The sequence below is a fragment of the Niallia circulans NBRC 13626 genome, from assembly GCF_001591585.1.
Taxonomy (GTDB): domain Bacteria; phylum Bacillota; class Bacilli; order Bacillales; family Cytobacillaceae; genus Niallia; species Niallia circulans.
The window spans coordinates 182018-208084 of the sequence record NZ_BCVE01000006.1 but is presented as its reverse complement, the minus strand read 5'-3'; the positions used below and the strand labels follow the sequence as shown (position 1 = coordinate 208084).

At 34.3% G+C, this 26067-nt stretch carries 26 protein-coding genes, 1 tRNA gene and 1 pseudogene; 22 read left to right on the top strand and 6 right to left on the bottom strand.

Annotated elements, in window-relative coordinates; translation table 11 throughout:
- The first annotated feature begins 54 nt into the window (after positions 1-54).
- The 5 genes from BCI01S_RS10170 to phoU all read left to right on the top strand — a co-directional run bounded on the left by BCI01S_RS10170 (position 55) and on the right by phoU (position 4453).
- On the top strand, positions 55-1023 hold the full coding sequence (locus tag BCI01S_RS10170) for a PstS family phosphate ABC transporter substrate-binding protein (protein WP_061798563.1): 969 nt from the start codon (positions 55-57) through the stop codon (positions 1021-1023).
- A 67-nt stretch (positions 1024-1090) separates the two neighbouring features.
- Positions 1091-2041 carry a phosphate ABC transporter permease subunit PstC gene (gene pstC / locus BCI01S_RS10165; RefSeq protein WP_061798561.1) on the top strand — a complete coding sequence of 317 codons (951 nt, stop codon included), beginning with the start codon at positions 1091-1093 and terminating at the stop codon, positions 2039-2041.
- Between the two features lies 1 nt (position 2042).
- Positions 2043-2921 (top strand): phosphate ABC transporter permease PstA, encoded by an 879-nt coding sequence (gene pstA, locus BCI01S_RS10160; RefSeq protein ID WP_061798559.1) that lies wholly within the window; start codon positions 2043-2045, stop codon positions 2919-2921.
- A gap of 62 nt (positions 2922-2983) precedes the next feature.
- Positions 2984-3763, top strand: a complete 780-nt coding sequence (gene pstB / locus BCI01S_RS10155) for a phosphate ABC transporter ATP-binding protein PstB (RefSeq protein ID WP_235844481.1) — start codon at positions 2984-2986, stop codon at positions 3761-3763.
- A gap of 36 nt (positions 3764-3799) precedes the next feature.
- On the top strand, positions 3800-4453 hold the full coding sequence (phoU, locus tag BCI01S_RS10150; protein ID WP_061798557.1) for a phosphate signaling complex protein PhoU: 654 nt from the start codon (positions 3800-3802) through the stop codon (positions 4451-4453).
- 188 nt (positions 4454-4641) lie between these two features.
- Here phoU and BCI01S_RS10145 read toward each other — a convergent pair whose 3' ends face one another.
- Both BCI01S_RS10145 and BCI01S_RS10140 read right to left on the bottom strand, forming a co-directional pair.
- Positions 4642-5124 carry an endolytic transglycosylase MltG gene (locus BCI01S_RS10145; RefSeq protein ID WP_061798554.1) on the bottom strand — a complete coding sequence of 161 codons (483 nt, stop codon included), beginning with the start codon at positions 5122-5124 and terminating at the stop codon, positions 4642-4644.
- A 4-nt stretch (positions 5125-5128) separates the two neighbouring features.
- Complete coding sequence (locus tag BCI01S_RS10140; protein ID WP_047941261.1) at positions 5129-5518, bottom strand: hypothetical protein; 390 nt, start codon at positions 5516-5518, stop codon at positions 5129-5131.
- Positions 5519-5974: 456 nt separating this feature from the next.
- On the opposite strand from BCI01S_RS10140, the gene BCI01S_RS10135 reads away from it, so the two are divergent.
- The 7 genes from BCI01S_RS10135 (at position 5975) to yqgO (ending at position 11705) form a co-directional block, all read left to right on the top strand.
- The gene (locus BCI01S_RS10135; RefSeq protein ID WP_061798552.1) at positions 5975-6682 is read left to right on the top strand and encodes a DUF4912 domain-containing protein; all 708 of its coding nucleotides are present in this window, start codon (positions 5975-5977) and stop codon (positions 6680-6682) included.
- Entirely contained in the window at positions 6679-9132 is a 2454-nt protein-coding gene (locus BCI01S_RS10130; RefSeq protein ID WP_061798550.1) for a glycosyltransferase, read from the top strand. The genes BCI01S_RS10135 and BCI01S_RS10130 overlap by 4 nt, the downstream gene beginning before the upstream one ends.
- Before the next feature lie 25 nt (positions 9133-9157).
- Complete coding sequence (locus BCI01S_RS10125; protein ID WP_061798548.1) at positions 9158-9784, top strand: hypothetical protein; 627 nt, start codon at positions 9158-9160, stop codon at positions 9782-9784.
- A 67-nt stretch (positions 9785-9851) separates the two neighbouring features.
- Positions 9852-10001, top strand: coding sequence for a 50S ribosomal protein L33 (gene rpmG / locus BCI01S_RS10120; RefSeq protein ID WP_016204868.1), 150 nt, complete (start codon positions 9852-9854; stop codon positions 9999-10001).
- 68 nt (positions 10002-10069) lie between these two features.
- A complete protein-coding gene (locus BCI01S_RS10115) occupies positions 10070-10639 on the top strand; it encodes a 5-formyltetrahydrofolate cyclo-ligase (RefSeq protein ID WP_061798546.1) in 570 nt (189 codons plus the stop codon).
- Positions 10632-11408 (top strand): DUF92 domain-containing protein, encoded by a 777-nt coding sequence (locus tag BCI01S_RS10110; protein WP_061798544.1) that lies wholly within the window; start codon positions 10632-10634, stop codon positions 11406-11408. The genes BCI01S_RS10115 and BCI01S_RS10110 overlap by 8 nt, the downstream gene beginning before the upstream one ends.
- Before the next feature lie 96 nt (positions 11409-11504).
- Positions 11505-11705 carry a protein YqgO gene (gene yqgO, locus BCI01S_RS10105; protein WP_047941256.1) on the top strand — a complete coding sequence of 67 codons (201 nt, stop codon included), beginning with the start codon at positions 11505-11507 and terminating at the stop codon, positions 11703-11705.
- A 265-nt stretch (positions 11706-11970) separates the two neighbouring features.
- Here the strand turns inward: yqgO and BCI01S_RS10100 are convergent.
- A pseudogene (locus tag BCI01S_RS10100) lies at positions 11971-12453 on the bottom strand (DinB family protein).
- A 586-nt stretch (positions 12454-13039) separates the two neighbouring features.
- On the opposite strand from BCI01S_RS10100, the gene BCI01S_RS10095 reads away from it, so the two are divergent.
- Entirely contained in the window at positions 13040-14557 is a 1518-nt protein-coding gene (locus tag BCI01S_RS10095; protein WP_061798542.1) for a rhomboid family protein, read from the top strand.
- Here BCI01S_RS10095 and BCI01S_RS10090 read toward each other — a convergent pair.
- The gene (locus tag BCI01S_RS10090; RefSeq protein ID WP_061798539.1) at positions 14547-15419 is read right to left on the bottom strand and encodes a hypothetical protein; all 873 of its coding nucleotides are present in this window, start codon (positions 15417-15419) and stop codon (positions 14547-14549) included. The two genes, BCI01S_RS10095 and BCI01S_RS10090, sit on opposite strands and share 11 nt — an antisense overlap.
- A gap of 282 nt (positions 15420-15701) precedes the next feature.
- Between BCI01S_RS10090 and BCI01S_RS10085 the strand changes: the two genes are divergently transcribed.
- From BCI01S_RS10085 to BCI01S_RS10055, 7 genes are all read left to right on the top strand, one after another.
- The gene (locus tag BCI01S_RS10085) at positions 15702-15917 is read left to right on the top strand and encodes a YqgQ family protein (protein ID WP_047941253.1); all 216 of its coding nucleotides are present in this window, start codon (positions 15702-15704) and stop codon (positions 15915-15917) included.
- Positions 15917-16879 (top strand): ROK family glucokinase, encoded by a 963-nt coding sequence (locus tag BCI01S_RS10080; RefSeq protein WP_047941252.1) that lies wholly within the window; start codon positions 15917-15919, stop codon positions 16877-16879. The genes BCI01S_RS10085 and BCI01S_RS10080 overlap by 1 nt, the downstream gene beginning before the upstream one ends.
- A gap of 290 nt (positions 16880-17169) precedes the next feature.
- The gene (locus BCI01S_RS10075) at positions 17170-19068 is read left to right on the top strand and encodes an LTA synthase family protein (RefSeq protein ID WP_061798537.1); all 1899 of its coding nucleotides are present in this window, start codon (positions 17170-17172) and stop codon (positions 19066-19068) included.
- Positions 19069-19198: 130 nt separating this feature from the next.
- Complete coding sequence (locus BCI01S_RS10070) at positions 19199-20386, top strand: M14 family metallopeptidase (RefSeq protein ID WP_047941250.1); 1188 nt, start codon at positions 19199-19201, stop codon at positions 20384-20386.
- 173 nt (positions 20387-20559) lie between these two features.
- Positions 20560-21687: a YqgU-like beta propeller domain-containing protein gene (locus BCI01S_RS10065; RefSeq protein WP_061798534.1), complete on the top strand. Its 1128-nt coding sequence runs from the start codon at positions 20560-20562 to the stop codon at positions 21685-21687.
- A 96-nt stretch (positions 21688-21783) separates the two neighbouring features.
- Complete coding sequence (locus BCI01S_RS10060; RefSeq protein ID WP_047941248.1) at positions 21784-22101, top strand: MTH1187 family thiamine-binding protein; 318 nt, start codon at positions 21784-21786, stop codon at positions 22099-22101.
- Between the two features lie 13 nt (positions 22102-22114).
- Positions 22115-22750, top strand: coding sequence for an MBL fold metallo-hydrolase (locus tag BCI01S_RS10055; RefSeq protein ID WP_061798530.1), 636 nt, complete (start codon positions 22115-22117; stop codon positions 22748-22750).
- 34 nt (positions 22751-22784) lie between these two features.
- On the opposite strand, the gene BCI01S_RS10050 is transcribed toward BCI01S_RS10055, so the two are convergent.
- The gene (locus BCI01S_RS10050) at positions 22785-23483 is read right to left on the bottom strand and encodes a helix-turn-helix transcriptional regulator (RefSeq protein ID WP_061798524.1); all 699 of its coding nucleotides are present in this window, start codon (positions 23481-23483) and stop codon (positions 22785-22787) included.
- Between the two features lie 270 nt (positions 23484-23753).
- On the opposite strand from BCI01S_RS10050, the gene BCI01S_RS10045 reads away from it, so the two are divergent.
- Both BCI01S_RS10045 and BCI01S_RS10040 read left to right on the top strand, forming a co-directional pair.
- Positions 23754-24797, top strand: coding sequence for a flavin-containing monooxygenase (locus tag BCI01S_RS10045; protein WP_061798520.1), 1044 nt, complete (start codon positions 23754-23756; stop codon positions 24795-24797).
- 43 nt (positions 24798-24840) lie between these two features.
- Positions 24841-25773, top strand: a complete 933-nt coding sequence (locus BCI01S_RS10040) for a cation diffusion facilitator family transporter (RefSeq protein WP_047941244.1) — start codon at positions 24841-24843, stop codon at positions 25771-25773.
- Between the two features lie 66 nt (positions 25774-25839).
- On the opposite strand, the gene BCI01S_RS10035 is transcribed toward BCI01S_RS10040, so the two are convergent.
- Positions 25840-25911, bottom strand: a tRNA-Gln gene (locus tag BCI01S_RS10035).
- Between the last annotated feature and the right edge of the window lie 156 nt (positions 25912-26067).

Here is a 26067-nt window from a genome sequence, read left to right as displayed (position 1 = left end):
TCTTATAGTTATCTTGTAAACAAAACAAGCATCCTTAGGGGGTAAAGAGAAAAAATGAAGAGCCTTAAAACAGTAGGATTGACAGCAATGATTGGAACAATGTTAGCATTATCAGCGTGTGGTGGAAATAACGACGCTAGTCCATCAAAGTCATCTGATTCATCAAAAGATAAAGGATCTGAACAATTATCAGGTCAAATCAAATTAGACGGATCATCCACTGTATATCCAATTATGGAAGCAATCGTTGAAGAATACCAAGCAGAGCAGCCCAACGTGAAAGTTTCTGTAGCATCATCTGGTACAGGTGGCGGCTTCAAAGCATTTATCGCAGGGGAAACAGATTTCAGTAATGCATCCCGTCCAATTAAGGATGAAGAAAAATCCGAGTTAGAATCAAAAGGAATTGACTATACAGAATTAAGATTAGCATATGACGGTTTATCTGTTGTGGTGAATAAGGATAACACATGGGTTGACCACTTAACTCTAGATGAATTAAAGAAAATCTGGCTTGAAGATGGTACAGCAAAAAAATGGTCTGATATCCGTGAAGGATGGCCAGAAGAAGAAATTAAATATTATTCTCCAGGAACTGATTCTGGAACTTTCGATTATTTTGATGAAGTAATTTTAGAAGATCAGCCAATTGCTAAAGCAGCGACATTATCAGAAGACGATAATATTTTAGTACAAGGGGTAACAGGCGATAAAAACGCAATTGGATACTTTGGTTATGCTTACTATGCTGAAAACAAAGATAAATTGAAAGTAGTACCAATAGACGGAGGGAACGGCCCAGTTGAACCAACAAATGAAACGGTTGAAAGCGGCGAGTATTCTCCATTATCAAGACCATTATTCACTTATGTAAAAAATGAATCGGTGAAAAAAGAAGAAGTAGCTGATTTTGTAGAATTCATAATTGAAAATGCGGCTGATTTATCAGAAGACGTAGGCTATGTAAAATTGCCAGATGAGGAATACAAAAAAGATTTAGAATTAATCGAAGGACTTAAGTAATAAGTTTTGATGGAAAGCTTTGTACTTAGCTTTCCGTCTTGCTGTTGGATTAAGGGGGACTTAAAGCATGATTAAACAAACGACAAATGTGAATGCAAGATCTGTACAAGAGTTAATTGCTGAAAAAAAACAGAAAAATAATCTAAGTAAGATGTTAGAAAAAATTATGCCTAAAGTATTATTGATTACTGCAATCTTTTCGGTATTAACGACGCTCGGTATCCTATTTACATTAGTAATTGAAACATTTACTTTTTTCGAAAGAGTAAATATAAAAGAGTTCTTAACAAGTAAATCATGGTATCCATTTTCTGATCCAGGTTCTTTTGGAATCATGTCACTTGTGTCTGGGACATTAAAAGTAACGCTGATTGCTGGGATTATTGCTGTGCCGATAGGGTTAGCATCTGCCATTTTTTTAAGTGAATACGCGAGTGATAGAACAAGAAGAATAATTAAGCCAATTTTAGAAGTACTTGCTGGTATTCCTACAATTGTCTACGGGTTTTTCGCTTTAACATTTATAACGCCATTACTTAGATCCATTATTCCTTCTTTAGAAATGTTTAATGCTTTAAGTCCAGGAATTGTTATTGGGATTATGATTACGCCAATGATTGCTTCTCTATCAGAAGATGCAATGAGTGCCGTTCCAAGGGCAATGCGGGAAGGAGCATTAGCAATGGGTTCTACTAAATTTGAAGTTGCTTTAAAGGTAGTCTTGCCTGCAGCAGTTTCTGGAATTGTTTCTTCCATTGTATTAGCTTTATCAAGAGCGATTGGGGAAACAATGATTGTCGCAGTTGCAGGAGGCAGTACACCTAATCTAAGCTTCAATGTAACAGAATCTATACAAACTATGACAGCCTATATTGTTCAAGTAAGTCAAGGAGATGCAGGATATGGAACAACGATTTATTACAGCATTTATGCGGTTGGATTTACCTTATTCCTATTCACTTTCTTGATGAATCTGCTTGCTCAGTACATTTCTCGTCGTTTTAGGGAGGAATATTAAGATGAAGTTAGTAAACCATTCAGAAGTTATTAAGCGAATGAAACCAAGATTAATGAAAAACGTCATAATGAAAGGATTATTCTTTAGCGCAACTTTATTTGGTTTAATTGTTCTGGGTGTCCTTTTTTATCGAGTATTGACTCAAGGAATTGGCTATTTAGATTTTCAGTTTTTAACAAGCCTGCCTTCCCGTAAACCTGAAAATGCAGGCGTCTATACCGCATTGATAGGAACAGTTTGGCTTATGGCAGTAGTTGCACCTGTATCACTTTTAATTGGAGTGGGCACGGCGATATATTTAGAAGAATACGCAAGTAAAAATAAATTCACGAATTTTATCCAGATTAATATATCGAATCTTGCAGGTGTACCATCCATTGTTTTTGGTCTATTAGGATTGACACTCTTTGTTCGTGCTTTATCACTTGGAACAAGTGTCCTTGCGGCAGGGTTAACAATGAGCTTATTAGTATTGCCAATCATTATCGTTGCATCTCAGGAAGCTATCCGATCCGTTCCTAGGGAATTAAGAGAAGCCTCCCTTGGTATGGGAGCAACGAAATGGCAGACAATTGTCAGAGTAGTCATGCCTGCAGCTATACCAGGTATTTTAACTGGAGGGATATTGGCACTTTCACGGGCAATTGGCGAAACTGCTCCACTAGTAGTATTAGGTTTACCTTTATTCCTAGCATTCTTGCCGAGAACTGTTTTTGATATGTTTACAGTGCTGCCAATGCAAATCTATAACTGGACCGGAAGACCGCAAGAAGAGTTTCAGAGTCTTGCAGCAGCAGGAATAATTGTTCTTTTAGTTTTATTGATTTTAATGAATTCTATTGCAGTATTGATTCGAAATAAATTTCAAAAACGTTATTAAACGTATAGGGGGAACTTCAAATGAGTACAGTCTTTGCAGATAAAATTAAGAAAGCAGTAGAAATGAATGCTACAGACGGTAGAGTGAAAAACTCTGTTTATAAAACAAATCAGCTTAATTTATGGTACGGGGATAACCATGCGCTGAAAAATATAGATTTAGACATAATCGAAAACGAAGTAACTTCTATTATTGGACCATCAGGCTGCGGTAAATCGACATATATCAAAACTTTAAATCGGATGATTGAATTAGTGCCAAGTGTAAAAACATCAGGTGAAATTAATTATCGTGGCAGAAATATTTTTGATAAAGACTATGGAGTGGAAGAATTAAGAACAAAAGTCGGAATGGTTTTTCAAAAACCAAATCCATTTCCAAAATCTATTTATGAAAATGTAGCATATGGACCAAAAATTCATGGGATACGAGATAAGAAAATTTTAAATGAGATTGTGGAGAAAAGTTTAAGAGGAGCGGCAATTTGGGATGAAGTAAAAGATAGATTACACCAAAATGCATATGGACTTTCTGGTGGACAGCAACAGCGCCTTTGCATTGCAAGATGTCTTGCGATTGAACCAGACGTTATTCTTATGGATGAGCCAACCTCTGCACTTGATCCAATTTCGACATTAAAAGTGGAAGAGTTAGTTCAAGAACTAAAAGAAAACTACAGCATTATTATTGTTACACATAATATGCAGCAAGCAGCACGTATTTCTGATAAAACAGCATTCTTCTTAAATGGAGAAGTAATAGAGTTTGATGTAACCGATAAAATATTCTCTAATCCAAAGGATAAAAGAACAGAAGATTATATTACAGGTAGATTTGGATAATTATTTAAGCTGAATTCAAAAAAAGGAGATCTTACTATGCCAGTTAGAGAGAAATTTGAAGCAGGGCTTAAGGAACTGCAAGAGAAACTGACAGAGCTTGGTGAATTTTCGATTCAAGCACTTGAAAGATCGTTAGAAGCACTTGAAACACAAAATATAGAAATGGCTTTAGAAATTATTGATGATGATGTAAAGGCTGATAATTTGTATGAAGAAATAAATGACTTTGCTATTCTATTAATTGCGAAGCAGGCACCTGTAGCAATTGATTTAAGACGTATAATTGTTGGAATTAAGATTGCAACCGATATTGAAAGAATCGCAGATTTTGCCGTTAATATTGCAAAAGCTACTATTCGAATTGGGAATCAAGACTTAGTGAAACCAATCATTCATGTAAAAAAAATGTTAGAGATTACTAATGAAATGCTGCGCTTATCCTTAACTGCTTATAATAAAGAAGACACAAAACTAGCTCGAAAAATCGCGGAGATGGATGATGAGGTAGATGGTTTAAATAAACAAGCGTTTGTGGAGCTTTTAGAAATTAGTAAAAATAAACCTGAGTATTTACAGCAAATTTCGCAATTGACATTTGTTTGTCGTTATTTAGAAAGAGCAGCAGACCATACAACTAATATAGCTGAGAATATTTTCTATTTAGTTAAAGGCAGACAATATGATTGGTAAATAAAAAAAGACTGGAACATAGGATTTCACCCCAAATATTATACGGAGATACTTACAACATCTCTATAATATTTGGGGTTTCATTATTTCATAGCTTTTAACTAGTTAGTGTGCTTCATTTATACTTAATAGCTAAATAAGGATTGTTCGACCTTTTAGATCACTTATTTAATTATGTTCCAGCTCGTTTATTTCGTAAGAGTTTCGGCAATTTTTTTATGACTCATGTCACTAGTTAAAGGAAAGCTGCCGACTTGAATTTTTGTATGGTAGCCATTATCAATTAAGTATGTTTCAAACTCTTCTTGATCTTTGACGATTTTTTCTTTATATAATAACTCAGCAATTTGAGAGATGCTCATACCACTTTTAACTTTTAACGTATAGGCAATGTTCTCGTGTTGTTCTTCTTTTGGCTCTTCCTGCTTCTTTTCTTTTGCTGCTGATTTTGCTTGTTCTTGTTTCTTCTCTGCTATTTGCTTTTGTAAATTCTTATATTCGACCTCTGCTAACACAGTAAAACCCTTTTTTTGTAGATAGGATGTTGCTTCAGATACACTAATCGTTGCATGTTCTTGACCTTTATTTTCGAGATAGTAATAAAAACTACCAATAATGCTTGCTGAAAGGAGCATTCCGATGGCAAATGAACGTAAACTATGCTTTTTCATTTAGTTACTTTTCGACCCTTTCCTTTATAATTTGCTGAACTTGAGTGATAGATAAGGAAGATTGATTGGCAATCTGCTCAATCGGTACTCCGCTAGCTGCAAGGGTCCAGACTTGGTTTTTAATAATAGCGTGAATGGGCTGTGGTTTATCCATTTCCATTGCGGATGGGTTTTTTAGGGTAGAAGATGGCTTTAAAGAAAAATCTTCCTCACCGATCATTAACTCTTCTTCTAATAGTTTTAATTTCTTTTTTATTTTGTATAGCTCTTGTACTTGTTGAATGGAAAGCTGATCTATTTCCTCTCGTAAATCTTTAATGGGATCACGAAGGAAAAGAGACAGAATAAGAAGGAATAAAGAAATTCCTATAATTACTAACATTACAATTAACATAATTCACCTCAGAATAAAATCTTCATTTCAAATGACATAAATAATAAGAGACCTAAAGAAGAACAAAGCAAGCTAAAGATATTTTATCATTATCTATCGTTAATTCCTATTAAATCAAGATTGTGGATGACAATATTCGAATAGATCTGCGAAACAGTTAAGAATATGTCGTAATTCATCTTGAATTTTTAAAAACATATGTCGAATCGATGTTGTACTAGCTAATGGAAAAATGCAAAAAAAATTTTTTTGCTCTATTACAATAAACGTACGTAAGTTTAAGCATATTCCGACAAAATCTGTTCGTTGTGGCAATGCCCATTCAGTGGTAACATAATAAATATAAATAGCGAACTAAATGGAATCTTGTATGCATATACTAGTAAATTGCGATCATACACCACAGCAATTAAATGACATTGGATAAATAAAATTTAGAAAGAGGTGCAATTTCTATTGATTGAACAAATTGTAAATTTAAGACGTAAAGGACTGTCTTTCCGGAAAATTGCCATCGAACTAAATTCAACTGTAGGAAAAGTACAATACCAATGGAAAAAATATGTGAAGGAACAAGAACATCATGGGAATGCTGGACAAGCCGAGGAGCAAAAGAATGTAATCCAAATGCAAAAGCAGGAATCATATATAACGGAAAGTTTTTGGACAAGCGTGGATTTATTAGCAAAGAAAAATGGGATGGAAGCTTGGTTAACATCGGAAGACACTGCATTAGTATTTTGGAGAATTCCCGAAGGAAAATGGCAGTTAATTTCAACTTATTATGATATTGATCCGGAAACTTGTTCGCTAGCAGTAAAGATTAATGATATAACTTGTATTATCTATAATGGAAGAAATGCGCATAATTCTCGCATTCTGCCTGTTGAAAATAGGCAAGAATCAGTGGTGTTACAAGACTTATCACCCAATAGAAGTTTTTGTTTCGAAATTGGGGTTCTTGATGTGTATCAATCCTTTTTACCGATATTACAGTCAAATCCCTTGCATACACCGAGAACGGCACATAACCAAACAGGCCAATTAGCAAAGGATTTACAGGAGTGGGAGAATGGGGATGTTTCTGTCCCAAATTGGATTGAACACGTAAGCACCTATAGCTATTATGAATTAGAAGAGCAAGAGGATGTGAAAAAGAAATGAATGGTTCCTATTTTCAACTGATTGTAATTAATAAGATTCCTTTTATGAACTATTTTTCAAAAGATAAACAGAAGAAAAAGGAATTATATGCGGAGACTATTAACTTTATCAAGTTTCTTTTCGAAACAGAAAAGAATCAACTTCCATATACCATTCAAATTGTTGTTCCGCCAATTTATCTCGAACAACTTGATGCGCAGTCATTTCGAGAAGAAATAACAGAATTTTTAGAAAAATACTATCCCGATGATGAATTGTATTCTTTCTGGATAGATAAAGAAACAAATCTATTGAAGGTTCTTAAATCGCTTCTCCAAGAAAAGCGGATCGAATTGCTGGCAAGTCCCGCTTCCTTTTCGCCTTTATCAAATGTATCGACAAGTACAGGTATTCAATTACAAATAGAGTTAGGTTTATCCATTATAGATGATTATTTAGACTACCGGCCGACAGGATTTTGGTTTCCAGAAGGAAATTTTTCACCTGGTTTAGATTTATATTTGAAAAAAGAGAACTTTTCTTATAGCTATCTAAACAGTAGGACAATCGATCATAGTGATCCTTTACCGAGTGATACAGGTATTGCGGTTGAATCACCACATAATATTGTGTTCTTTCCTGTAGAAGAAAAGCTGTATCAACTTTTTAAAGAGGAGAAAGCAACAAAACAAGTATGGGATAAATGGATCTTAGATTTGCTAGAATCCTATCCTCCATACATAAATGAGTCCATTTTAACTTTCCCAATTGATTTAGCTGATTATGTAAAGATACAAGACGAGTTGAATAAAAGTATTCGTTATTTAAATGATGAAGGCTATATGGTTCATATTACGCCTGAAACATATATAAAGCAATTCAGTCAAGGAATGGATTGTGTCCATCTCTGTGCTTCCTTCTTAGAGCGCAGAGGGAGAGAAGAGGTTGTTAAACATCGTTCTTCCTATGCTGCTTTAGCATTTTGGGAAAGAGAGCTTCATGAATGGAGACAAATTTCTTTACCGCCAGCAACTCATAGAGTACAGAAGCAGATGGAAAAGGAATGGTTGTTATTGAGCGCTCTCCTTTATCAAGATAATAATTGGACAAGTGAAGAAGTAACAAACCATCTAGAAGCGGCAAACAAATTAAACGGTTATTGGAAAGGACCAATCGATAAAGACTGGCTTTCCTTAAGAGAAAGTAAATATCCAATTTTAAATACAACGATACAGATCCATAAACCGGTTCGGTCTCAAAAGGAACCGACAAACAAGAAGAGTGTTTTAATCTTATCTTGGGAGTATCCGCCCAATATAGTTGGTGGTCTTGGTGCTCATGTAGTTGGGTTAACAAATAGCTTAATAAAAAATGGCTATGAAGTTCATCTTGTTACAGCACAAGAGATGAATAAAAATCCCGAAGACGTAGAAGAAAAGGCTGGCTTATTTGTTTATCGGGTCAAGCCAATTTATAGTAAAGATCAAAACTTTATTCACTGGATTGGCGGCTTAAATTTAGCAATGTGGGATAAAGCAATAGAGATAGGAAAGAACACAACATTTGAATTAGTGCAGGCACATGATTGGTTAGTAGGTGCAGCTGCTATTTCTTTAAAGAATCAATTAAATGTTCCTTTAATAGCCACCATACATGCAACAGAGCATGGAAGAAACGGTGGTATCTATACAGAAATGCAGAAATTTATCCATAGGAAAGAAAGCCAGTTAATAGATACAGCTGATTCTTTAATTGTGTGCAGCGAATATATGCAGAATGAGTTAATGACAATTTTTGAAGTAGAACAAACGAAAATTAATATCATTCCCAATGGAGTAGAAATCTTGAAGAAGGAAGCTATATCGGCTGCTCCGGTTGAAAATTTTTCAAAGGACAACAAAAAAGTGGTTTTTGCTATGGGGAGATTGGTAAAAGAAAAAGGCTTTGGAACTTTATTAGAAGCAGCAAGAAAGTTGCATAAAAAGCGAAATGATCTATGTTTTGTTATTGCTGGAGTCGGTCCGATGTATGATGAATATCAACAATTTATTGAAAGACATCAATTAGCAGAAAGTGTTCACTTAATAGGGTATTTGCAGGAAGAACAGAAGAATGCACTCTATGCACTAGCAGATATAGTTGTTATACCGAGTTCCTATGAGCCTTTTGGAATCGTAGCATTAGAATCCCTTGTTTTCGCTATTCCAACAATTGTATCCCAGACAGGCGGCTTAAAAGGAATCATTAAGGATAGAGAGACAGGACTATATATGGAGCCAAATAATGCAGAAAACTTAGTAAAGAATATCGAGTATTTAGTAGAAAATCCAGCCGTGGGTAAAGAAATTGGTAAGAAAGGGCAAATATTAGTTAGCCAGCTTTTTAGCTGGAATCGAATTGGCGAAGAGACAAAAAGAATTTTTGATGAATTGATTGTACAGGCAAAGGTGAAGGAATCCATATCTAATTAAAAATATTAGAGTAGGTGAAGGAAGAATGAAAATTGAGGCCAATTTACAAAAAGACTATCAAAGTGTTCAAAGAAAGTTATTAGTAAAAAAAATAACGACAACTCCTGGAATCTGGGTTGATGGAAAAACGTATTGGATTCAAAATGGTTATGAAAAATTAATACCAGAACATTCTATTTCCGTTCATGTAAAACAAATACACAAGCACTCAAAAATTCAATATAATGAGATTTTTGTCAGAAATCACTCTCAAGAACCGAAAAAAATGAAAGTTTTAGTTTTGAATTATTTTCCAAAAGCTTTTCATAATCATCTTTCTTTTGTATCACCTACGGAAAACGTCATCTATCATTCCATTGAGGAACAGCTATATTTAGTAAATGGAGAACATAATTCAAGCTGCATGGAACAGAGAACCGTACAACCTCTGTGGAATGTTCATACTGATCATATTTGGAGCAATAATCAAAATGGTACCCTCAAATATCAGCCTATGGCAAAAGGCTCCAGTGTAAGTATTTTTTCTTTAAATATGGAGGTAATGCCTCAATCAACTGGTATTAGTCGGGCTTGGTCCATTATGGGGACAGAAAAAAAGGATATTTTAGATATGAATCATATTCTAATGAAAACAAGTACTAGCATTTCCTAACAAAAGATGTTATCATATAAAAGTCGTATGCACGAACTAGCAACCTATAGTTTGGAGGGAAATAAACATGCGTGTAAACATTACGTTAGCTTGCACTGAATGTGGTGATCGTAACTACATTTCTAAAAAAAATAAACGAAATAATCCAGATCGTCTTGAGCTAAAAAAATATTGCTCAAGAGAAAAACGTACTACAGTTCATCGTGAAACAAAATAAGCAGAAGGGGGATATCCCTTCTGTTTTTTTCATATTTATAACGAAAATGTAAGGAAGGTGTACATAAAATGCAGGAAAAAAAACAATTCCGATCAGATATGATAAAACAACTCCAATCAATCAATAAACCACAATATGAGCATATGTCCTACCAAATAGCTTCCCAATTATATAATGATGCTTCCTTTATTTCTGCTAGTCATATAGGGATTACCATTTCCAAGTTTCCTGAGGTGGATACATACCAAATTATTCGTACAGCTTGGCAATTAGGTAAAAAAGTAAGTGTTCCCAAGTGCATCCCTGCATCTAGACAAATGATTTTTCGCGAATTAGAGCAATTTAATCAACTTGAATCGGTTTATAGTAACCTGTTTGAACCAGTTATAGAAAAAACGAAACCAACAGATTCTAAACTAATTGATTTACTTCTTGTTCCTGGATTAGCTTTTTCGCCAAAAGGATATAGATTAGGATTTGGGGGCGGTTATTATGACCGCTTTTTGCAAAATTATGATGGACAAACAATATCACTAGCATTTTCTATGCAAATACAGCAGCAAATTCCCGTTGAGAATCATGATTTAGCTGTTCAGAAAATAATTACAAATGAAGGAATTATTTACGCAAATGAGTAGTATGATGTATGCAGTAGTCATTTTATTTGTCTCTTTTTTGGCATATAAACGCAGATCATTAACGATGAGTGGCGCAATTGCGGCTTTTTTTGTTGGGAGCGGAATTGCGCTAGGATTTGGCTCTAAGGGATTAGTAGTTCTAGGAGTATTTTTTGTTTCTTCTAGTATGCTTTCAAAATATAAAAGCAAAACTAAACAGGCGATGGAGGACAAAACCAAAAAAGGGTCACAACGAGATGCATGGCAAGTTATGGCAAATGGAGGTTTTGCAGCAATTGTTGGTATCATCTATTATTTTGCAAAAGAATCAGTTTGGATTAGTGTATTCGCCATACTTCTTGCAGCTGCCAACTCGGATACATGGGCATCAGAGATTGGATCCTTAAGCAAGAAAAAGCCAATCTCTGTTCGAACGTTTAAACAAGCGGCCACTGGAACATCTGGAGCAGTCAGTGTCCTAGGAACAATTGCTGCATTTGCTGGATCACTCTTAATAGCGTTAACAGCGAATTTCTTATTTGCTTTGGAGTTTGGTAGTTTTTTTGTCATCCTTGTATTTGGATTCTTAGGTAATATCGTGGATACTCTTTTAGGTGCCTTTGTACAAGTGGAATATAAATGTCCTGTTTGTGGTCGAATAGTTGAATCAAAAGTAGAATGTCACACTAACTTAGTGAAAATAAAGGGTTTTGCACTTTTTAATAATGATATGGTAAATGTTCTTTCCGGCTTCTTAGCTGCGTTGATATATAGATTTTTCTTTTTGTAATAATTTTAATCACGTCAATACATTAACATTTTTATTCGTTTACACGGATAAAAAATAATATTATTACCAAACTAGTTAGTAGGAGGGATTTCAAAAATGTCAAAAGTATTCTCCATTTTACTAATTGTTTTAGGTGGATATTATTTATTTCAAAAACGGTATCGTGTCATTAATACGGTATTAAGAAGTCCATTTATTCGTAAATATGCAGTTAGAATATTAATGAATATTCCAAGTGTAAAAAGAATGACAATGAACTCTGTTTTTGGACGATCGCAAAATACGATTTATCAATGAATAAAAAAGAACAGATGCGACGGAAAATAGCGTTTAAATGAGCTGGGAATAAGTAGCCTGCACAAAAATAAGGCCGAACAATTACAAGAAGTAACGTAATTGTTTGGCTTATTGGCTTCTAAAAGTGTAAGGGACAGCTACTGTAAGCTTGAATACACAAGTCATGTTAATCCTATGCTCTGCTTTTAGACTGCCGAAACTCAGCTGTCTTGCTAATCTATGCCAAGGTGTACATTTAGTATTACAAGGATATCTTCTTGAACTGTTAAAGTGGTGGATTGTCTTTGTCTAGTCCTACAAGAATCCAACCTTCCTTTGATGGTCCATAAACTCCAAATGGTTTGACTCTTGCTGCATCAGAATTGTAACTTGTTGTCCGCGGTGATGAACAATATGCTTAATGAGCCCCATTAAAATTTGATCATTTGTTTCTTCTCTGCCAAAGGCTGATTGCACTTCCTTCAAGGATTCGTCTGTCCATTGTTCTTCTATCACTTTGATTGCAGTAGAACTGAGAAGTTTAAATGTATCGGTTATTTCTTTAGCTGCAGCAGGAATATTTTTTGCATTATCTAGTTCATTTATTTTCTGCCCGAATTTGAGCTAAATATTCCGGTCTTCCTAATGTACGACCTTCAGGGGAGACTTTTTGCTGTAAAGAATTATCGGTTAAACCTTCTAAAATCTTTTGAGTCAGCTCTGCCTCCCACTTCCACTCTATAATAAAATCTGCAATCGTTACATACATATTATAAAAGACCTCATAGTTAAATTTTAAAGATTTTTATTTGATACAGTAAGACTTTCCGCTTTTTGTATACGGTAATTGGTTGATATCCTTTGACATAGTGTTAAATAATTGCTATCTTAATATCTATTCGAACGTTCGTTCTCAAATGGATAATATCAAGATTTTGGTCATATATAAATATCTTTAATTGGATTTTTTGAAAATATGATAAATAGATCCCGAAAAGGGAGAAGGTATACACAGAGTGTCCGCAACATAATGGTACCAATTGGTTACTTTTGTTCTATCCTTTTTTCCTTTTACCAAATGTGTTTTTAATCTTTTTAAAAAGGTAATAACAAATAATAACGTTCATATCTTCAAGCGATATGCTTGTCGAATGTCACTTTCATTTATAAAATACATAAAATAAGCTAAAATGAAAGATGGATTTTGTGACATTTAAATGAAATGAAGGAAAAAAGAAACATATATAGTATTGTTACATAGAAAGCGTATTTCCTTAAAAAGCAACTATTTTTAAGAACTTGAAGAATATAGTGTCATTACCTTTCAGGATGTTCGGAGAGTAGGGAGAGAACAGATGGAGCTAGAACATTATAAGTATTGGAGAATCATCCATATACTAGTAAATGAATATCAGTATAAAATTATCTACTTATCAGAAGATCAACAAGAAATATGGCTAGAGGCTCAAGAGAATAAATCAAAATCTCCCGTTATTCGCTTATTTCAAATCGATATTAACTGGAGTAATTGGTTAAGCAGGGATATAGAAAGGACAGCGTTAAATGCTGAAAGGATAAGAAGTTCGCTGCATAGTCGTTCCCTTAGGGTGGTGAGCATTTATATATCTGCTTATCCGCCTGTAGATTCATATGAACATATTATCAATCCAGTATTTTTAAGCCCAAATAAAAAAATACAAATTGAAACAGTTCTTCTTGATCGATCCGTCCAAGACTGGGAAATAGGAGAGTTTAAAATAGCAGAATTACAAGGTATGCCAGAAACGGAAGCAGAGCGAGAAACGCATATTCAAAAATATAAAGATGCTATCTTTACACGCTTAAGACAAAATGAAAAAGAAGAAAGACAGTTATTTAATTTTGGAAAACCATGTATCACGTATTTTTTCATTGCTATTCAAGTGATTGTATTTTTCTTAATGGAATTAAGTGGCGGAAGTACAAACAGTGAAACGTTAATTAAATGGGGAGCAAAAGTAAATTATTTAATTGCCAATGGGGAATGGTGGCGATTTGTAACACCTGTTTTTTTACATATTGGTATTTTGCATTTACTTATGAATTCCATTGCTCTATATTATGTTGGACCATTGATTGAGCGGATTTTTGGATCGAGCCGATTTATGTTTATTTATTTATTTGCTGGGTTTAGTGGGGTATTTGCTAGTTATTTATTAAGTCCGTCTTTATCGGCTGGTGCAAGCGGCGCGATTTTTGGCTGTTTTGGTGCACTTCTTTATTTTGCGTGGCGCTTTCCCCAGCTATTTTTTCGTGTAATGGGCTGGAATGTCATTATCATCATAATTATCAATCTTATTTTTGGTTTTACTATACAAGGAATCGATAATGCAGGACATATTGGTGGTTTGATAGGCGGCTTCTTAGCCACAGCGATTGTTCATTTTCCAAAGAAAAAAAACTGGAAAATCCAGCTTGGTGCCGCCTTTGTTACTATACTGCTTTTGGGAATAGGTGTCCTTTATTCATTCCATCAAGATGTATTGCAAAGACAAGAACAATCAGCCTATATGCTGATCCATGATTATATCCATGATGAGAAATTTCATCAGGCTGAATTGGCTTTGGAGAAACTGGAACCAAAGAATAATGAAGATTACTACTTTTTACTTTCTTATATTCAACTTAAGAAGAGTAATCTAAATGATGCAGAGAAGAACCTGCAAAAAACAATCGCGATAAATCCAGAATTTCATGAAGCATATTATAATTTAGCGGTTGTAAGTATATATAATAAGAACTTGGAAGAAGCAAGGAAGTATTTACAATCAGCGATAAAGTTGGACGAAAACAATTCTAAATATCTTCTATTATGGGATAAAATTAAAGAGTAGATATTTGTTGTCTTAAAACAATTGCCTCACCATCTACTGTTGTAAATAAGATAAGAAGATGGTTATCATTAATTAATAATACAGGAATAGAACTACCGATGGGATCAGCAATGGTTCCATCTTCTTTTATAACGCCAAGAAAATAATTTTTATAGAGCCCCTCTGTTAGTTGTCCAATTATTTTTGCGCTTTGTTCTTTTGAAAAGTTCGGGAGAGGTGCATCGTTATAGTTGATTAAGTCTGTAAGTAATAGTTTTGTATGATATTGCTCAGGTGAAATATGGAATTTTTTTAATACTTGAAGATAAGCATACTCTACATTGTTTAATGCTTCTTTCTCTAAGGTCTTTGCCCAATCCTTTTCTGTTAAGTTACTGGCAGTATGAAAAGTTAGGGGAGCATTTTCAAACTTGGAGTTAATAATATATAAGTTGTCCGTGGAAGTTTTTTGTGAACTGAAAATTCTTTCACTACTATCGTGTATTTCCGCATAATGAAAAGTTATTGCTTGTAAAAAGTTACTTTCTCTTTCCACGATTGTTTTTTTTCCTGAAAGCTCCAAAGTGTTTTGTTTCCATTCTCCCATTGTGTTTATTAGTTTTCCATTTGCATACAATAAGCTCATATCCTGCCGTAAATATGCGACCTTATTAATGGATGAATGGCTCTCCCAAAGAATACTGTATTCATCAAATCTTTTTTTACTAAAAGTAAGAGTTGTGTTTGCTTTCGGAAAAGTGACAGTAGGATCAATCGGAAAATAGGTGATACTCTCCTTAGCAATCTGCTTTTGTTGAAAAATATAGAAAATAGAAATAAGGATAATAAGAGAAAGACTTAAACGAATAAAATCTTTTTTCATTATTTTCACCGCTCCATGTTAAGTATGCTCAAAATATGAGCCTGTCTCATCTATACTTCTTTAAATATATGTATGGAAAAGAAAATTATGATAAAAGAAGAAAGAGGAGGGAATATCTTTTGTTTTCTAGCTTTAAACATATATTTACTTTCCTAATAAGGGAAAAGAATCTGCTGTTGAGGAAACAGTCCGTATCCTTTATACTTAATTTGAAAACGATTAATTTATCACTTTATGCAAACCTTTGCAGTGGATAGAAAAAGAATGAAATCGAGGGGTACCATGCAAACAATTTATGACGTGCAGCAGTTTTTAAAAAAGTACGGGACAATCATTTATGTTGGAGATCGAGTAGGCGATTTACAATTAATGAAATCCGAAATTAAAGAATTATATCAATCTCAATTAATAAAAGAACAAGAATTCGATTCTGCTATGCGACTGCTTAATCAAGAAATACAATACTTAGAGGATAAGAGAAATCGGGGGAATGTGTGATGCAAGAAAAATGGGTAGCTGGAATAGATTTAGGCGGAACAACGGTGAAAATTGCTTTTTTATCTTTAAATGGCGATTTAATTGATCATTGGGAAATCCCAACAGATAATTCTGAGGAAGGGAAAAATATAACATCTGATATTGCAAAATCCATTGATGCTAAATTGAAGGAATTAGGTCATTCGAAAGAGGATGTTTTAGGTGCAGGAATGGGTGCGCCAGGTCCTTTTGATTATGAAACAGGAATTATTTTTAATACGGTAAATTTAGGCTGGCCCGATAATTTTCCTTTAAAGGCTCGCCTTGAAGCAGATTTAGGATTGCCAGTAACGATTGATAATGATGCTAACTGTGCTGCTTTAGGTGAAATGTGGAAGGGAGCTGGAGAAGGAGCAAAGGATTTAGTTTGCGTAACACTGGGTACTGGTGTTGGCGGAGGCGTTATTATTAATGGAGATATTGTGCAAGGCGTTAAAGGAGCTGCTGGTGAAATAGGTCATCTAACTGCAATTGTGGAAAATGGAGCTCCTTGTAACTGTGGGAAAACTGGCTGTTTAGAAACGATTGCATCTGCAACGGGAATTGTTCGTTTAACGAAAGAAAGATTAGCGGAAAGACATACATTAAGCGAGCTTCATTCGTTACTAGATCAAGAAGGGGCGATTACAGCAAAAGATGTATTCGATGCAGCTAAAGGAGGGGACGAATTAGCTAATGAAATCGTTCAATTTGTTGCATTTCATTTAGGGCTAGTGTTAGCAAATATTGCTAATACGTTAAATCCTGAGAAAATTGTCATAGGTGGAGGAGTATCAAAAGCTGGAGATGTCCTGTTAGATCCTGTAAAAGAGAATTTTATGAAATTTTCCTTTAAAAGTGTAGCAGAGTCAACTGTCATTGATGTTGCGACTCTTGGAAATACAGCAGGGGTAATTGGTGCTGCGTGGTTGGCTAAAAGTTAATCGAGCTAGGTACAAATAGATAGGATTATTAAGAATGAAAAAAATCTTCTTCCGTTTGGAAGGAGATTTTTTTTAGGTATTTTAAATGATAGGAATAATTACGATAAAATTTCTGAAACTTTTCGTCTGATTGGACGTTTAAAAAAGAGTAAGCTATTATAATAATACACAAAGATGAAAATTAGATTAAAATTTCATAAAGATTAGCTTTATATAATAAAAATATTGTAAAATGTGTAAAGTGATAATTTTCGAGATTTTGTTTGATCAATAGTTAGGAGGATTCACCATTGTTTAAGAAAAAATTGGAGTGGTCAAAGCTGTCACTTATAACGATTGCAACAGTTTTACTATGGATTAAAACAAATATTGCCTATATTACAAGCTTTGATATTAAAATTGAAAATTGGATTCAACAATTCATATTAATCATTAATCCTTTAAGTTCCATATTATTTATACTAGGAATATCCATGTTTTTCTCAGAAAAAAATCAAAAGAGATATATATTAATTTCAAGTCTGATTCTCTCGTTTGTTTTGTACGCAAATGTGGTTTTTTATCGAGTTTATACAGATTTTTTAACTCTGCCGCTTTTATTTCAAACAAGTAATATGAGTGATTTAGGAAGTAGTATTAGAGAGTTAATCCATGTTACGGATATTCTTTTCTTTGTTGATATTATTTTGCTTATTGTCATTATGAAAAAGAAACCAGCCTTTGTAAAAATTCCGAAATACACAAGAGTTCACAAGAGTATTTTCTATTTACTTACGATAAGCTTAGCTTTTTTTAATCTAAGTTTAGCAGAAACGCAAAGAACGCAATTGTTAACTCGAACATTTGATAGAGAGCTTTTAGTGAAAAATATTGGAACATATAATTATCAACTTTATGATATTTTTCTGCAAACAAAGACTTCTGCACAAAGAGCATTTGCAGATGGCAGTGAATTAACAGATATGGTTAATTATAATCAGGCAAATTATACAGAACCAAATAAGGACATGTTTGGTATTGCTAAAGGTAAAAATGTAATCATGGTTAGTCTAGAGTCTACTCAGTCGTTTACAATCAATCGAGAAGTTAATGGCGAAGAAATTTCACCATTTTTAAATGATTTTATTAAACAGAGCTTCTATTTTGAAAATTTCTACCACCAAACTGGACAAGGTAAAACTTCAGATTCGGAATTCATTGTGGAAAATTCATTGTATCCATTAAGTAGAGGGGCTGTTTTCTTTACTCATTCTGGAAATGAATATCAGGCAACTCCTGAAATTTTAAATGAAAATGGATATTACACAGCTTCCTTACATGCAAATAATAAGAGTTTCTGGAATCGTGATATTATGTACCAAAGTATAGGATACCAACGATTTTATGAGATTAATGATTATGAGGTGAATGAGGAAAACTCTGTTGGCTGGGGGCTGAAGGATATTGACTTCTTCGAGCAATCAATCGCTCATTTAAAAGAAATGCCGCAGCCTTTTTATAGTAAATTTATTACGCTGACAAATCATTTTCCTTTTGAGTTAGAAGAGGAAGACAAATTTATCGAGCCATTAACAACCGGCAGTAAAACACTGAATAATTATATTCCTACTGTCCGTTATCAGGATGAAGCATTGAAAAATTTTATTGAGAAACTAAAAGAAGAAGGTCTCTATGAAAATAGCATTATTGTACTGTATGGAGATCATAATGGCATTTCGGAAAATCATAATAAAGCAATGAGTGAGTTATTAGGAGAAGAAGTGACTCCTTTTGTAAGCACTCAATTACAAAGAGTGCCTTTTGTTATCCATATTCCAGGAATGGAAGGGAAAACATTGTCAACAGTATCTGGTCAAGTGGATATCAAGCCGACTCTTCTTCATTTGCTCGGGATCGAGACAAAAAATGATATTCAATTTGGATCTGATCTTTTCTCTGATAACAAGGATCCGTTTGTTGTCTTACGAGATGGCAGCTTTATCACAAATGATTATGTGTATACGAAAGAAGTTTGTTATGATCGAGCAACTGGAGAAGCAGTCAATGGAGACGGGTGTGAGCCTTATATAGAGCAGGCGAATTTAGAATTGCAGTATTCTGATAGTATTATTTATGGAGACTTATTGCGGTTCTATGATAAAGAAAAAGGGATGCTTGAGATAGTGGAAGAAGCGAATAAAAAAGAGTAGAATGATGGAGCTTTGTGATAAATGTAGAAATACCTACTTTGTCACAAAGCTTTTTTTATGAATAAGAAAAAGTACCATAAGTAATGTTTTTTAGTGCGGTTCATATATATATAGGGAGAGGAGTGGGCATATGGAGATTAAATTGAGACCAGGAGATACACTTTGGTACTATAGTCAGCTTTTTATGGTTCCCTTGAATCTTATTTTAGACAGTAATCCTCATGTTAATCCAAATAAATTAGCAGCTTCAGAAACTATCCAAATACCTGGATTTGAATTACAGGTTCATAAGATAAAGCAGGGAGAAACTCTGTGGAAATTGGCAGGAGTAAGAAATATTTCAGTGGATAGTATTTTATTAATAAACCAACATGTAAATCCGAATAATCTTCAAGTAGGCGATGAAATTTATATTCCAAATCGCATTATTGGAAGAATAGTACAGGGAAAGAAAAAGTATGATTATCATTCCTTGCAAGTCGATCTAACTAGATTAAAGAAAATTTTTCCATTCATTCAAGTGAAGAGTATTGGTAAAAGTGTATTAGGACATAATATTGAGGAAATTAGAATAGGAAAAGGTACAAAAAAGGTTCATATAAATGCATCATTCCATGCCAATGAATGGATTACTACGCCGATTTTAATGGTGTTTTTGAATGATTTTTTATTATCTTTAACGAATGGGACAAATATTCATCGTGTTCATACAATGCCATTATATCAGTCTGTTGACTTATCCATTGTACCGATGGTCAATCCAGATGGAGTTAATTTGGTCTTAAATGGTCCTCCAGAAGAAGAGAAGGAGAAATTATTCTCGATAAATGGTGGAAGCACTGATTTCACTAGCTGGAAGGCAAATATCCGTGGGGTTGATTTGAATAATCAATTTCCGGCAAATTGGGAAATTGAAAAGGAAAGGAAAGAACCAAAATCGCCAGCACCAAGAGATTATCCGGGAGACACGCCATTGTCTGAACCTGAGGCTCAAGTGATGGCGAAGCTTGCGCATAAAGAGAATTTTGACTGTTTAATAGCATTGCATACGCAAGGAAAAGAATTTTATTGGGGCTATGAAGGGCTAGAGCCAGCAGAATCGCAAACGATAGCAAATGAATTTTATAGAGTGAGTGGGTATAAAGCCATTCAAAATGTAGATAGTCATGCTGGTTATAAAGATTGGTTTATTCAAGAATTTAGAAAGCCAGGATTTACATTAGAGTTGGGAAAAGGGATAAATCCTCTTCCTCTATCCCAATTTACTGAAATCTATCATGACACATCAACGATTTTCTTAGCGTCTTTATATTTGTAGATTTACAGTAGATGAAATGTATGGAGTGTAAATAAGCACCTATTATGGAGGAATATTTCTCATTTTAGTAAAATATCAAAGCGTATTTGAAAAAAAGCCGAAAAAATCGGCTTTTTTATGTTACTATTCTATAGAGTAAATAAAACATGAAAAGTAGTATAGGAGTGTGAAAAATGTTTCCATTAGGTAAGAGAAACACACTAGGAATAGTTCTTCTCTTCACTTTTTTCACACTTATTCTGTCTGGCTGTGTACCAAGACAGAATAATTCAGCCAGTGAAAATGAAGCGAAGGACAAAAATATCAATAACAACACGATGCTTCCTCCTATTAGTCCAGTTGAAGGAGATTTTGAGCAAGTATATGGCTGGATAAAGAATGATACAATTTGTTATTCGGCGAAAGTAGAGGGTGTTAATAAAATTTACACTTATAACATCTATACTGGAAAGCATATTCCTTTATATGAATCGGTAACAGAATTGTCAAATGTGATACTCAATAAAAATCAACTTTTAATATACAATGCTCTTTCTGATGAAGAAGGAGAAATTCATATCATTGATATGAAGGGAAATGAAGTGCTTACTAGAAAATTGCAAAGCTATGAAACAGATTTTGCGTGGAATCCTTATAGTGAAAATGAACTATTAATTACTACTTTCACCAAGGATTGGGAAAGTAAAGTATCTGTATTGGATATTCAAGAAAATGAATTAAGTGATTTTCCTGTGTCTACGCCCTTTCCCCAATGGCAATCAAAGGAAAAAGTAATGTATTTAGAGTGGGACCAAAGCTCCCCTTCCTTTTACGCTCCTCTTAAAATTTTCAATTTGGAAACAAAAGAAGAAAAAGAATGGGACGTACCTGATATTTATTTTATAGAAGAGAAAAATGGTTATCTCCTTACTCTGGCCGGTTCATCTAAAGAAGAGGAAGCCATTTATACCTTTTATGATTCTGAATTAAAGAAGCAAGGAAGTGTCCGCTTACCTAGATTATCTAAATTTTCCAATTGGTTAGTACCAAACTATACTTTTTATGAGAATAAATTTCTTACTTTTGTTCCCAAAAATAGTGGTAATGCGGAAACTTATCAAGATGGCTTTAATCTTGTTGAAATAAATATGGAAACAGGTGAAAGCAAAAAGATAGATACGGAAATGGAATTAGAGGATCAGCCTATCCAAATTTCGAGTGATGGAAAATATTGTCTATTTGGTTATTATTATGAAAATATGCTGGATATGGAAACGGGCGAAATTAGCTCCTTATTTTCTACCACTATTCACAATAGTTGATGATGGCATAAAAATATGCCATCATAATCATGGAACATAATCAAGTATCTTGTCTTATATATGGTTAAATATACGGTTGAAAGGAGAATATAGTTAATGGCAATTGTAGATGTAACAGTTATACCAGTAGGAACACAAACACCAAGTGTAAGTGCATATGTAGCAGATATACAAAAAGTGCTTATGGGTTATGAGGAAAAAGGGCAAATTCGGTTCCAATTAACGCCGATGAATACAATTATTGAGGGAGAGCTTCCTGTTTTATTTGAAGTAATCCAAGCTATGCATGAAGTTCCTTTTGAAAAAGGGCTTGTTCGTGTTTGTACAAATATCCGAATTGATGATAGACGGGACATTAGTAGAAAAATGGAAGATAAAGTAGAACGTGTTGTAAGTCAATTAGAGAGTAGATAGGAGGGGTTATGGGATGGAGTATAAACAAATTCCTTTAGGACCAATCCAGACAAATTGTTATTTAATATGGAATGAAAACAAGGATTGTTTGGTGATAGATCCTGGGGCAAATGGAGGAAAGTTAATAAAGATAATTCAGGAGTTAGGATTATCTCCTATAGCAATTCTGTTAACACATGCTCACTTTGACCATATTGGTGCAGTGGAAGATGTTCGGACAGAGTATAGTATTCCCGTATATGTACATAGCAAAGAGGAAGAATGGCTAATTAATCCGAAATTAAACGGAAGTGAAGCATTTAGGCTGCCGAATCCGATTGTAACAAGACCTGCTGAGCATTTCTTAGATGAAAATCCAAGCATGACAATCGGTGATTTTACCTTTCAAGTGATGGAGACACCAGGGCATTCTCCAGGCAGTGTTACGTTTTATTTTGAAAAGGAGAATTGGGCATTTGTAGGCGATGCCCTTTTCTATGAAAGTATCGGCCGAACAGATTTAGCTGGCGGGAATCAAAGAACATTGCTAACTAGTATCCATGAGAAGTTATTGAATTTACCTGAAGACACATTAGTGCTTTCCGGTCATGGCAGAAAAACGACGATTGAGCATGAAATGGAACATAATCCATATATTAATGGCTTTTAAATGAGAAAAAAGAGAAGGGGCTCCTTCTCTTTTTTTATTGCACGATCGTTTTATAAGCGCATTGATCACAACCAGTAATAATATTTTGTTTCTCGATTAACTGAACATCTTTAAACAAAGCTTCGAACATTCCTGTAAAGAAGGATTGGTGCATGGTACAAACTTTATTCTTATGTTCTACAGCTACTTCTTTAAATGGACAGTTATAAATTTCAAAATATAAAGAGGTTTGATCATCATTCCATTCCAATGCAGGTAACTGTCCGGTCATTAAACTAGCATTTTGTAATAAACGTATTTTATCCTCATTCGATAATAGTGCTGTGTTGTTTGTAATACGTGCAATCTCCTGCTCCATCATGTCTTTGCCAAATGTTTTTCCTGTTTCATAAAGTGCTTTGCTTCCCTCTGCTCCAAGGCTTTCAAGCGTTTTCAATAAAATGCTGCTTAATAATTGATAATCTCGAAAAGGAAAGCTAAATTGAATAACTTCATCTGATAAACGATATAGTCTGCTGGGGCGACCACCTTTACCTGTTTTTTTTGTTTCTGAGTGTAGCATTCTTACATCTTCTAACTTAGATAAATGCAAGCGAGCTACATTTGGATGGATGGAAAATTCATCCGCTATTTCTTGAACAGTGACATCTTGATGACGTTTTGTAATGTACTGATAAATATAGAAACGAGTTGGATCTGATAAGACATTTGTAACTTTTAGTGTATTTTCCATATTAAATGTTCCTCCTGAGGACTAATTTTCTTTATTATAATATAGCAATCTACCATAAACATGGTTAAAACGATAAGTTTATAAAATGTTCACAACTTCACAAATGTTTTGTTCATAAATTGTACATATTCACTATTTGAAGCATGAGCAACGTTTTAAGTAGTTTATTAAAAGAGAAGTGGAACTTATTGTTAATTTTTATTGACAGATTTATTAATTAGATTATAATGAATATATGAACATATATTCATATAATGGAGGACGGTTGTTATGAGTTACGATGTAATAATAATTGGCGGCGGGCAAGGCGGGCTTGCGATGGGTTACTTTTTAAAGAAAAGCGGCTTATCTTTTCTCATAGTAGAAAAAGAAACATCTATAGGTGAAAGCTGGAGAAAGAGATATGATTCATTAACTTTGTTTACTCCACGTTTTTACAGTTCTCTTCCTGGATTTCCGCTGTATGGGGATTTGGATGGCTATCCCACAAAAAATGAAATAGCAGACTATTTATTTGATTATGCGACCACGTTTTCGCTGCCAGTTCAATTAAATACAGAGGTAAAGGAACTATCAAAGACAAAGGAAGCCTTTAAGGTAGTTACTAATGAGGGTGTATTAGCAGCTAAAAAAGTGATTATTGCTACTGGTCCCTTTCAAAAACCATTGATACCTTCATTTGCTTCTAGCTTATCTGAAAATGTAGTCCAGCTTCATACATCGCAATATCATAATCCGAAACAAATTAAAGAAGGACCGGTTTTAATTGTAGGAGCCGGGAATTCAGGGGCGCAAGTTGCAGCGGAGCTTTCAGACAAATATTTGGTATACCTATCAGTAGGTCATAAAATTCGTTTTTTACCACAAAATATAGGGAATAAGAGTATTTTCTGGTTATTTGAGAAAATGAAAATATATAAAGCAAGTACCTATTCCAAAATAGGTCAATGGCTAAGGAAGAAACCAGACCCAGTTTTTGGATTTGAATTAAGAGCAAAAATAAAAAGTGGAGCAATAACTGTATTTCCGCGCACAGAAAGAATTGTCGATGATACTTTTGAGTTTATAGATAAACGCAGACTAAAAGTTAACACTGTTATCTGGGCTACCGGTTTTTATCATGATTATAGTTGGATTAACATTCCACAAGTAATAAATGTAAACGGAAATCCTATTCATAAGAAGGGAATAACGAATATTGCTGGATTGTATTTTTTAGGATTACCATGGCAAACAAATAGAGCTTCCAGTCTGCTTCAAGGAGTTGGGGATGATGCAGCATATATCTATCAACATTTACGGAGAAACATATAAAAAGCAAGCAAATATCATTTTTTAGAAACAGGAGGAAGATAAGATGGGACATTCTCATGGGCACGACCATAGTCATCATGGACATCATCATGGTTTCGAAGAAATAAGAGAAGGAAATAAAAAGGGCTTACTTATAGCGTTAATCATAACAACTGGTATTATGCTGTTAGAGTTTTTTGGTGGTTTACTTACAAATAGTCTTGCTTTATTGTCAGATTCAGGTCATATGCTAAGTGATGCAAGTTCTCTTTTTTTAAGCTTTCTAGCAATCTGGTTCGCCACACGACCTGCCTCTTCGAGTAAAACCTACGGCTATTATCGTTTTGAAATTTTAGCTGCCTTATTTAATGGTGTTACATTGTTTGTTATCGCCTTTTTTATCATATTAGAGGCAATCGAACGATTTTCCCAACCACCTGCTGTCTCAAGTGGAACGATGATGATAATAGCTGTAATTGGACTATTAGCGAATATGATCAGTGCCCTAGCATTATTGAGAAAAGGCGATGTAGAGGGCAATGTTAATTTGCGAAGTGCTTATTTACACATTCTAGGTGACGCATTGGGCTCTGTTGGCGCAATAATTGCAGGCTGTCTCATGATTTTCTTTAAGTGGTATATTGCTGATCCAATCATATCTGTTGTAGTTGCGCTATTAATTTTGAAAAGCGGCTGGGGAGTAATAAAAACGTCCATCCATATTTTAATGGAAGGAACACCAACCACTATTAATAAAGAAGAGGTAAAAAAGGAGTTGGAAGGAATCGCTGGAGTTATCGATGTTCATGACTTGCATATATGGACAATCACTTCTGGATTGGATTCACTAAGCTGCCATTTATTAATTGATGATAAGAGTGATAGTCAAGTAATTCTACAGGTCGCGATTGATCGTCTGAAAGCTAAATTTAATATGGAACATACAACCATCCAAATCGAAAAGTCACAGATTCGGCATGATGATATGAATGTATAATAAAAGGTAAAGCCTCGATCTACTCGAGGCTTTTTTACAAAAAAAGACCCAGAACACGGGTCTCTACTGGGCTAGCTGGATTCGAACCAACGAATGACGGAGTCAAAGTCCGTTGCCTTACCACTTGGCTATAGCCCAAAATAGTTGACATCTATAGTATGGATAGGAGCTGGCATTTTATACAGATTTGTTGAACTTCTTGGAAAGATTGTTAGTCAATGTAGTGATGGAAAAGGACGATACTATTGTATAAGTATATTCTGACATTAAATTTAGCAAAAAAATTAAAAAGAA

What these genes read in the sequence shown, in the direction of transcription:
- BCI01S_RS10170 (WP_061798563.1), top strand. Translation starts at nt 55, where the DNA reads ATGAAGAGCCTTAAAACAGTAGGATTGACAGCAATGATTGGAACAATG.
- pstC (WP_061798561.1), top strand. Translation starts at nt 1,091, where the DNA reads ATGATTAAACAAACGACAAATGTGAATGCAAGATCTGTACAAGAGTTA.
- pstA (WP_061798559.1), top strand. Translation starts at nt 2,043, where the DNA reads ATGAAGTTAGTAAACCATTCAGAAGTTATTAAGCGAATGAAACCAAGA.
- pstB (WP_235844481.1), top strand. Translation starts at nt 2,984, where the DNA reads ATGAATGCTACAGACGGTAGAGTGAAAAACTCTGTTTATAAAACAAAT.
- phoU (WP_061798557.1), top strand. Translation starts at nt 3,800, where the DNA reads ATGCCAGTTAGAGAGAAATTTGAAGCAGGGCTTAAGGAACTGCAAGAG.
- BCI01S_RS10145 (WP_061798554.1), bottom strand. Translation starts at nt 5,124, where the DNA reads ATGAAAAAGCATAGTTTACGTTCATTTGCCATCGGAATGCTCCTTTCA.
- BCI01S_RS10140 (WP_047941261.1), bottom strand. Translation starts at nt 5,518, where the DNA reads ATGTTAATTGTAATGTTAGTAATTATAGGAATTTCTTTATTCCTTCTT.
- BCI01S_RS10130 (WP_061798550.1), top strand. Translation starts at nt 6,679, where the DNA reads ATGAATGGTTCCTATTTTCAACTGATTGTAATTAATAAGATTCCTTTT.
- BCI01S_RS10125 (WP_061798548.1), top strand. Translation starts at nt 9,158, where the DNA reads ATGAAAATTGAGGCCAATTTACAAAAAGACTATCAAAGTGTTCAAAGA.
- rpmG (WP_016204868.1), top strand. Translation starts at nt 9,852, where the DNA reads ATGCGTGTAAACATTACGTTAGCTTGCACTGAATGTGGTGATCGTAAC.
- BCI01S_RS10115 (WP_061798546.1), top strand. Translation starts at nt 10,070, where the DNA reads ATGCAGGAAAAAAAACAATTCCGATCAGATATGATAAAACAACTCCAA.
- BCI01S_RS10110 (WP_061798544.1), top strand. Translation starts at nt 10,632, where the DNA reads ATGAGTAGTATGATGTATGCAGTAGTCATTTTATTTGTCTCTTTTTTG.
- yqgO (WP_047941256.1), top strand. Translation starts at nt 11,505, where the DNA reads ATGTCAAAAGTATTCTCCATTTTACTAATTGTTTTAGGTGGATATTAT.
- BCI01S_RS10095 (WP_061798542.1), top strand. Translation starts at nt 13,040, where the DNA reads ATGGAGCTAGAACATTATAAGTATTGGAGAATCATCCATATACTAGTA.
- BCI01S_RS10090 (WP_061798539.1), bottom strand. Translation starts at nt 15,419, where the DNA reads ATGAAAAAAGATTTTATTCGTTTAAGTCTTTCTCTTATTATCCTTATT.
- BCI01S_RS10085 (WP_047941253.1), top strand. Translation starts at nt 15,702, where the DNA reads ATGCAAACAATTTATGACGTGCAGCAGTTTTTAAAAAAGTACGGGACA.
- BCI01S_RS10080 (WP_047941252.1), top strand. Translation starts at nt 15,917, where the DNA reads ATGCAAGAAAAATGGGTAGCTGGAATAGATTTAGGCGGAACAACGGTG.
- BCI01S_RS10070 (WP_047941250.1), top strand. Translation starts at nt 19,199, where the DNA reads ATGGAGATTAAATTGAGACCAGGAGATACACTTTGGTACTATAGTCAG.
- BCI01S_RS10065 (WP_061798534.1), top strand. Translation starts at nt 20,560, where the DNA reads ATGTTTCCATTAGGTAAGAGAAACACACTAGGAATAGTTCTTCTCTTC.
- BCI01S_RS10060 (WP_047941248.1), top strand. Translation starts at nt 21,784, where the DNA reads ATGGCAATTGTAGATGTAACAGTTATACCAGTAGGAACACAAACACCA.
- BCI01S_RS10055 (WP_061798530.1), top strand. Translation starts at nt 22,115, where the DNA reads ATGGAGTATAAACAAATTCCTTTAGGACCAATCCAGACAAATTGTTAT.
- BCI01S_RS10050 (WP_061798524.1), bottom strand. Translation starts at nt 23,483, where the DNA reads ATGGAAAATACACTAAAAGTTACAAATGTCTTATCAGATCCAACTCGT.
- BCI01S_RS10045 (WP_061798520.1), top strand. Translation starts at nt 23,754, where the DNA reads ATGAGTTACGATGTAATAATAATTGGCGGCGGGCAAGGCGGGCTTGCG.
- BCI01S_RS10040 (WP_047941244.1), top strand. Translation starts at nt 24,841, where the DNA reads ATGGGACATTCTCATGGGCACGACCATAGTCATCATGGACATCATCAT.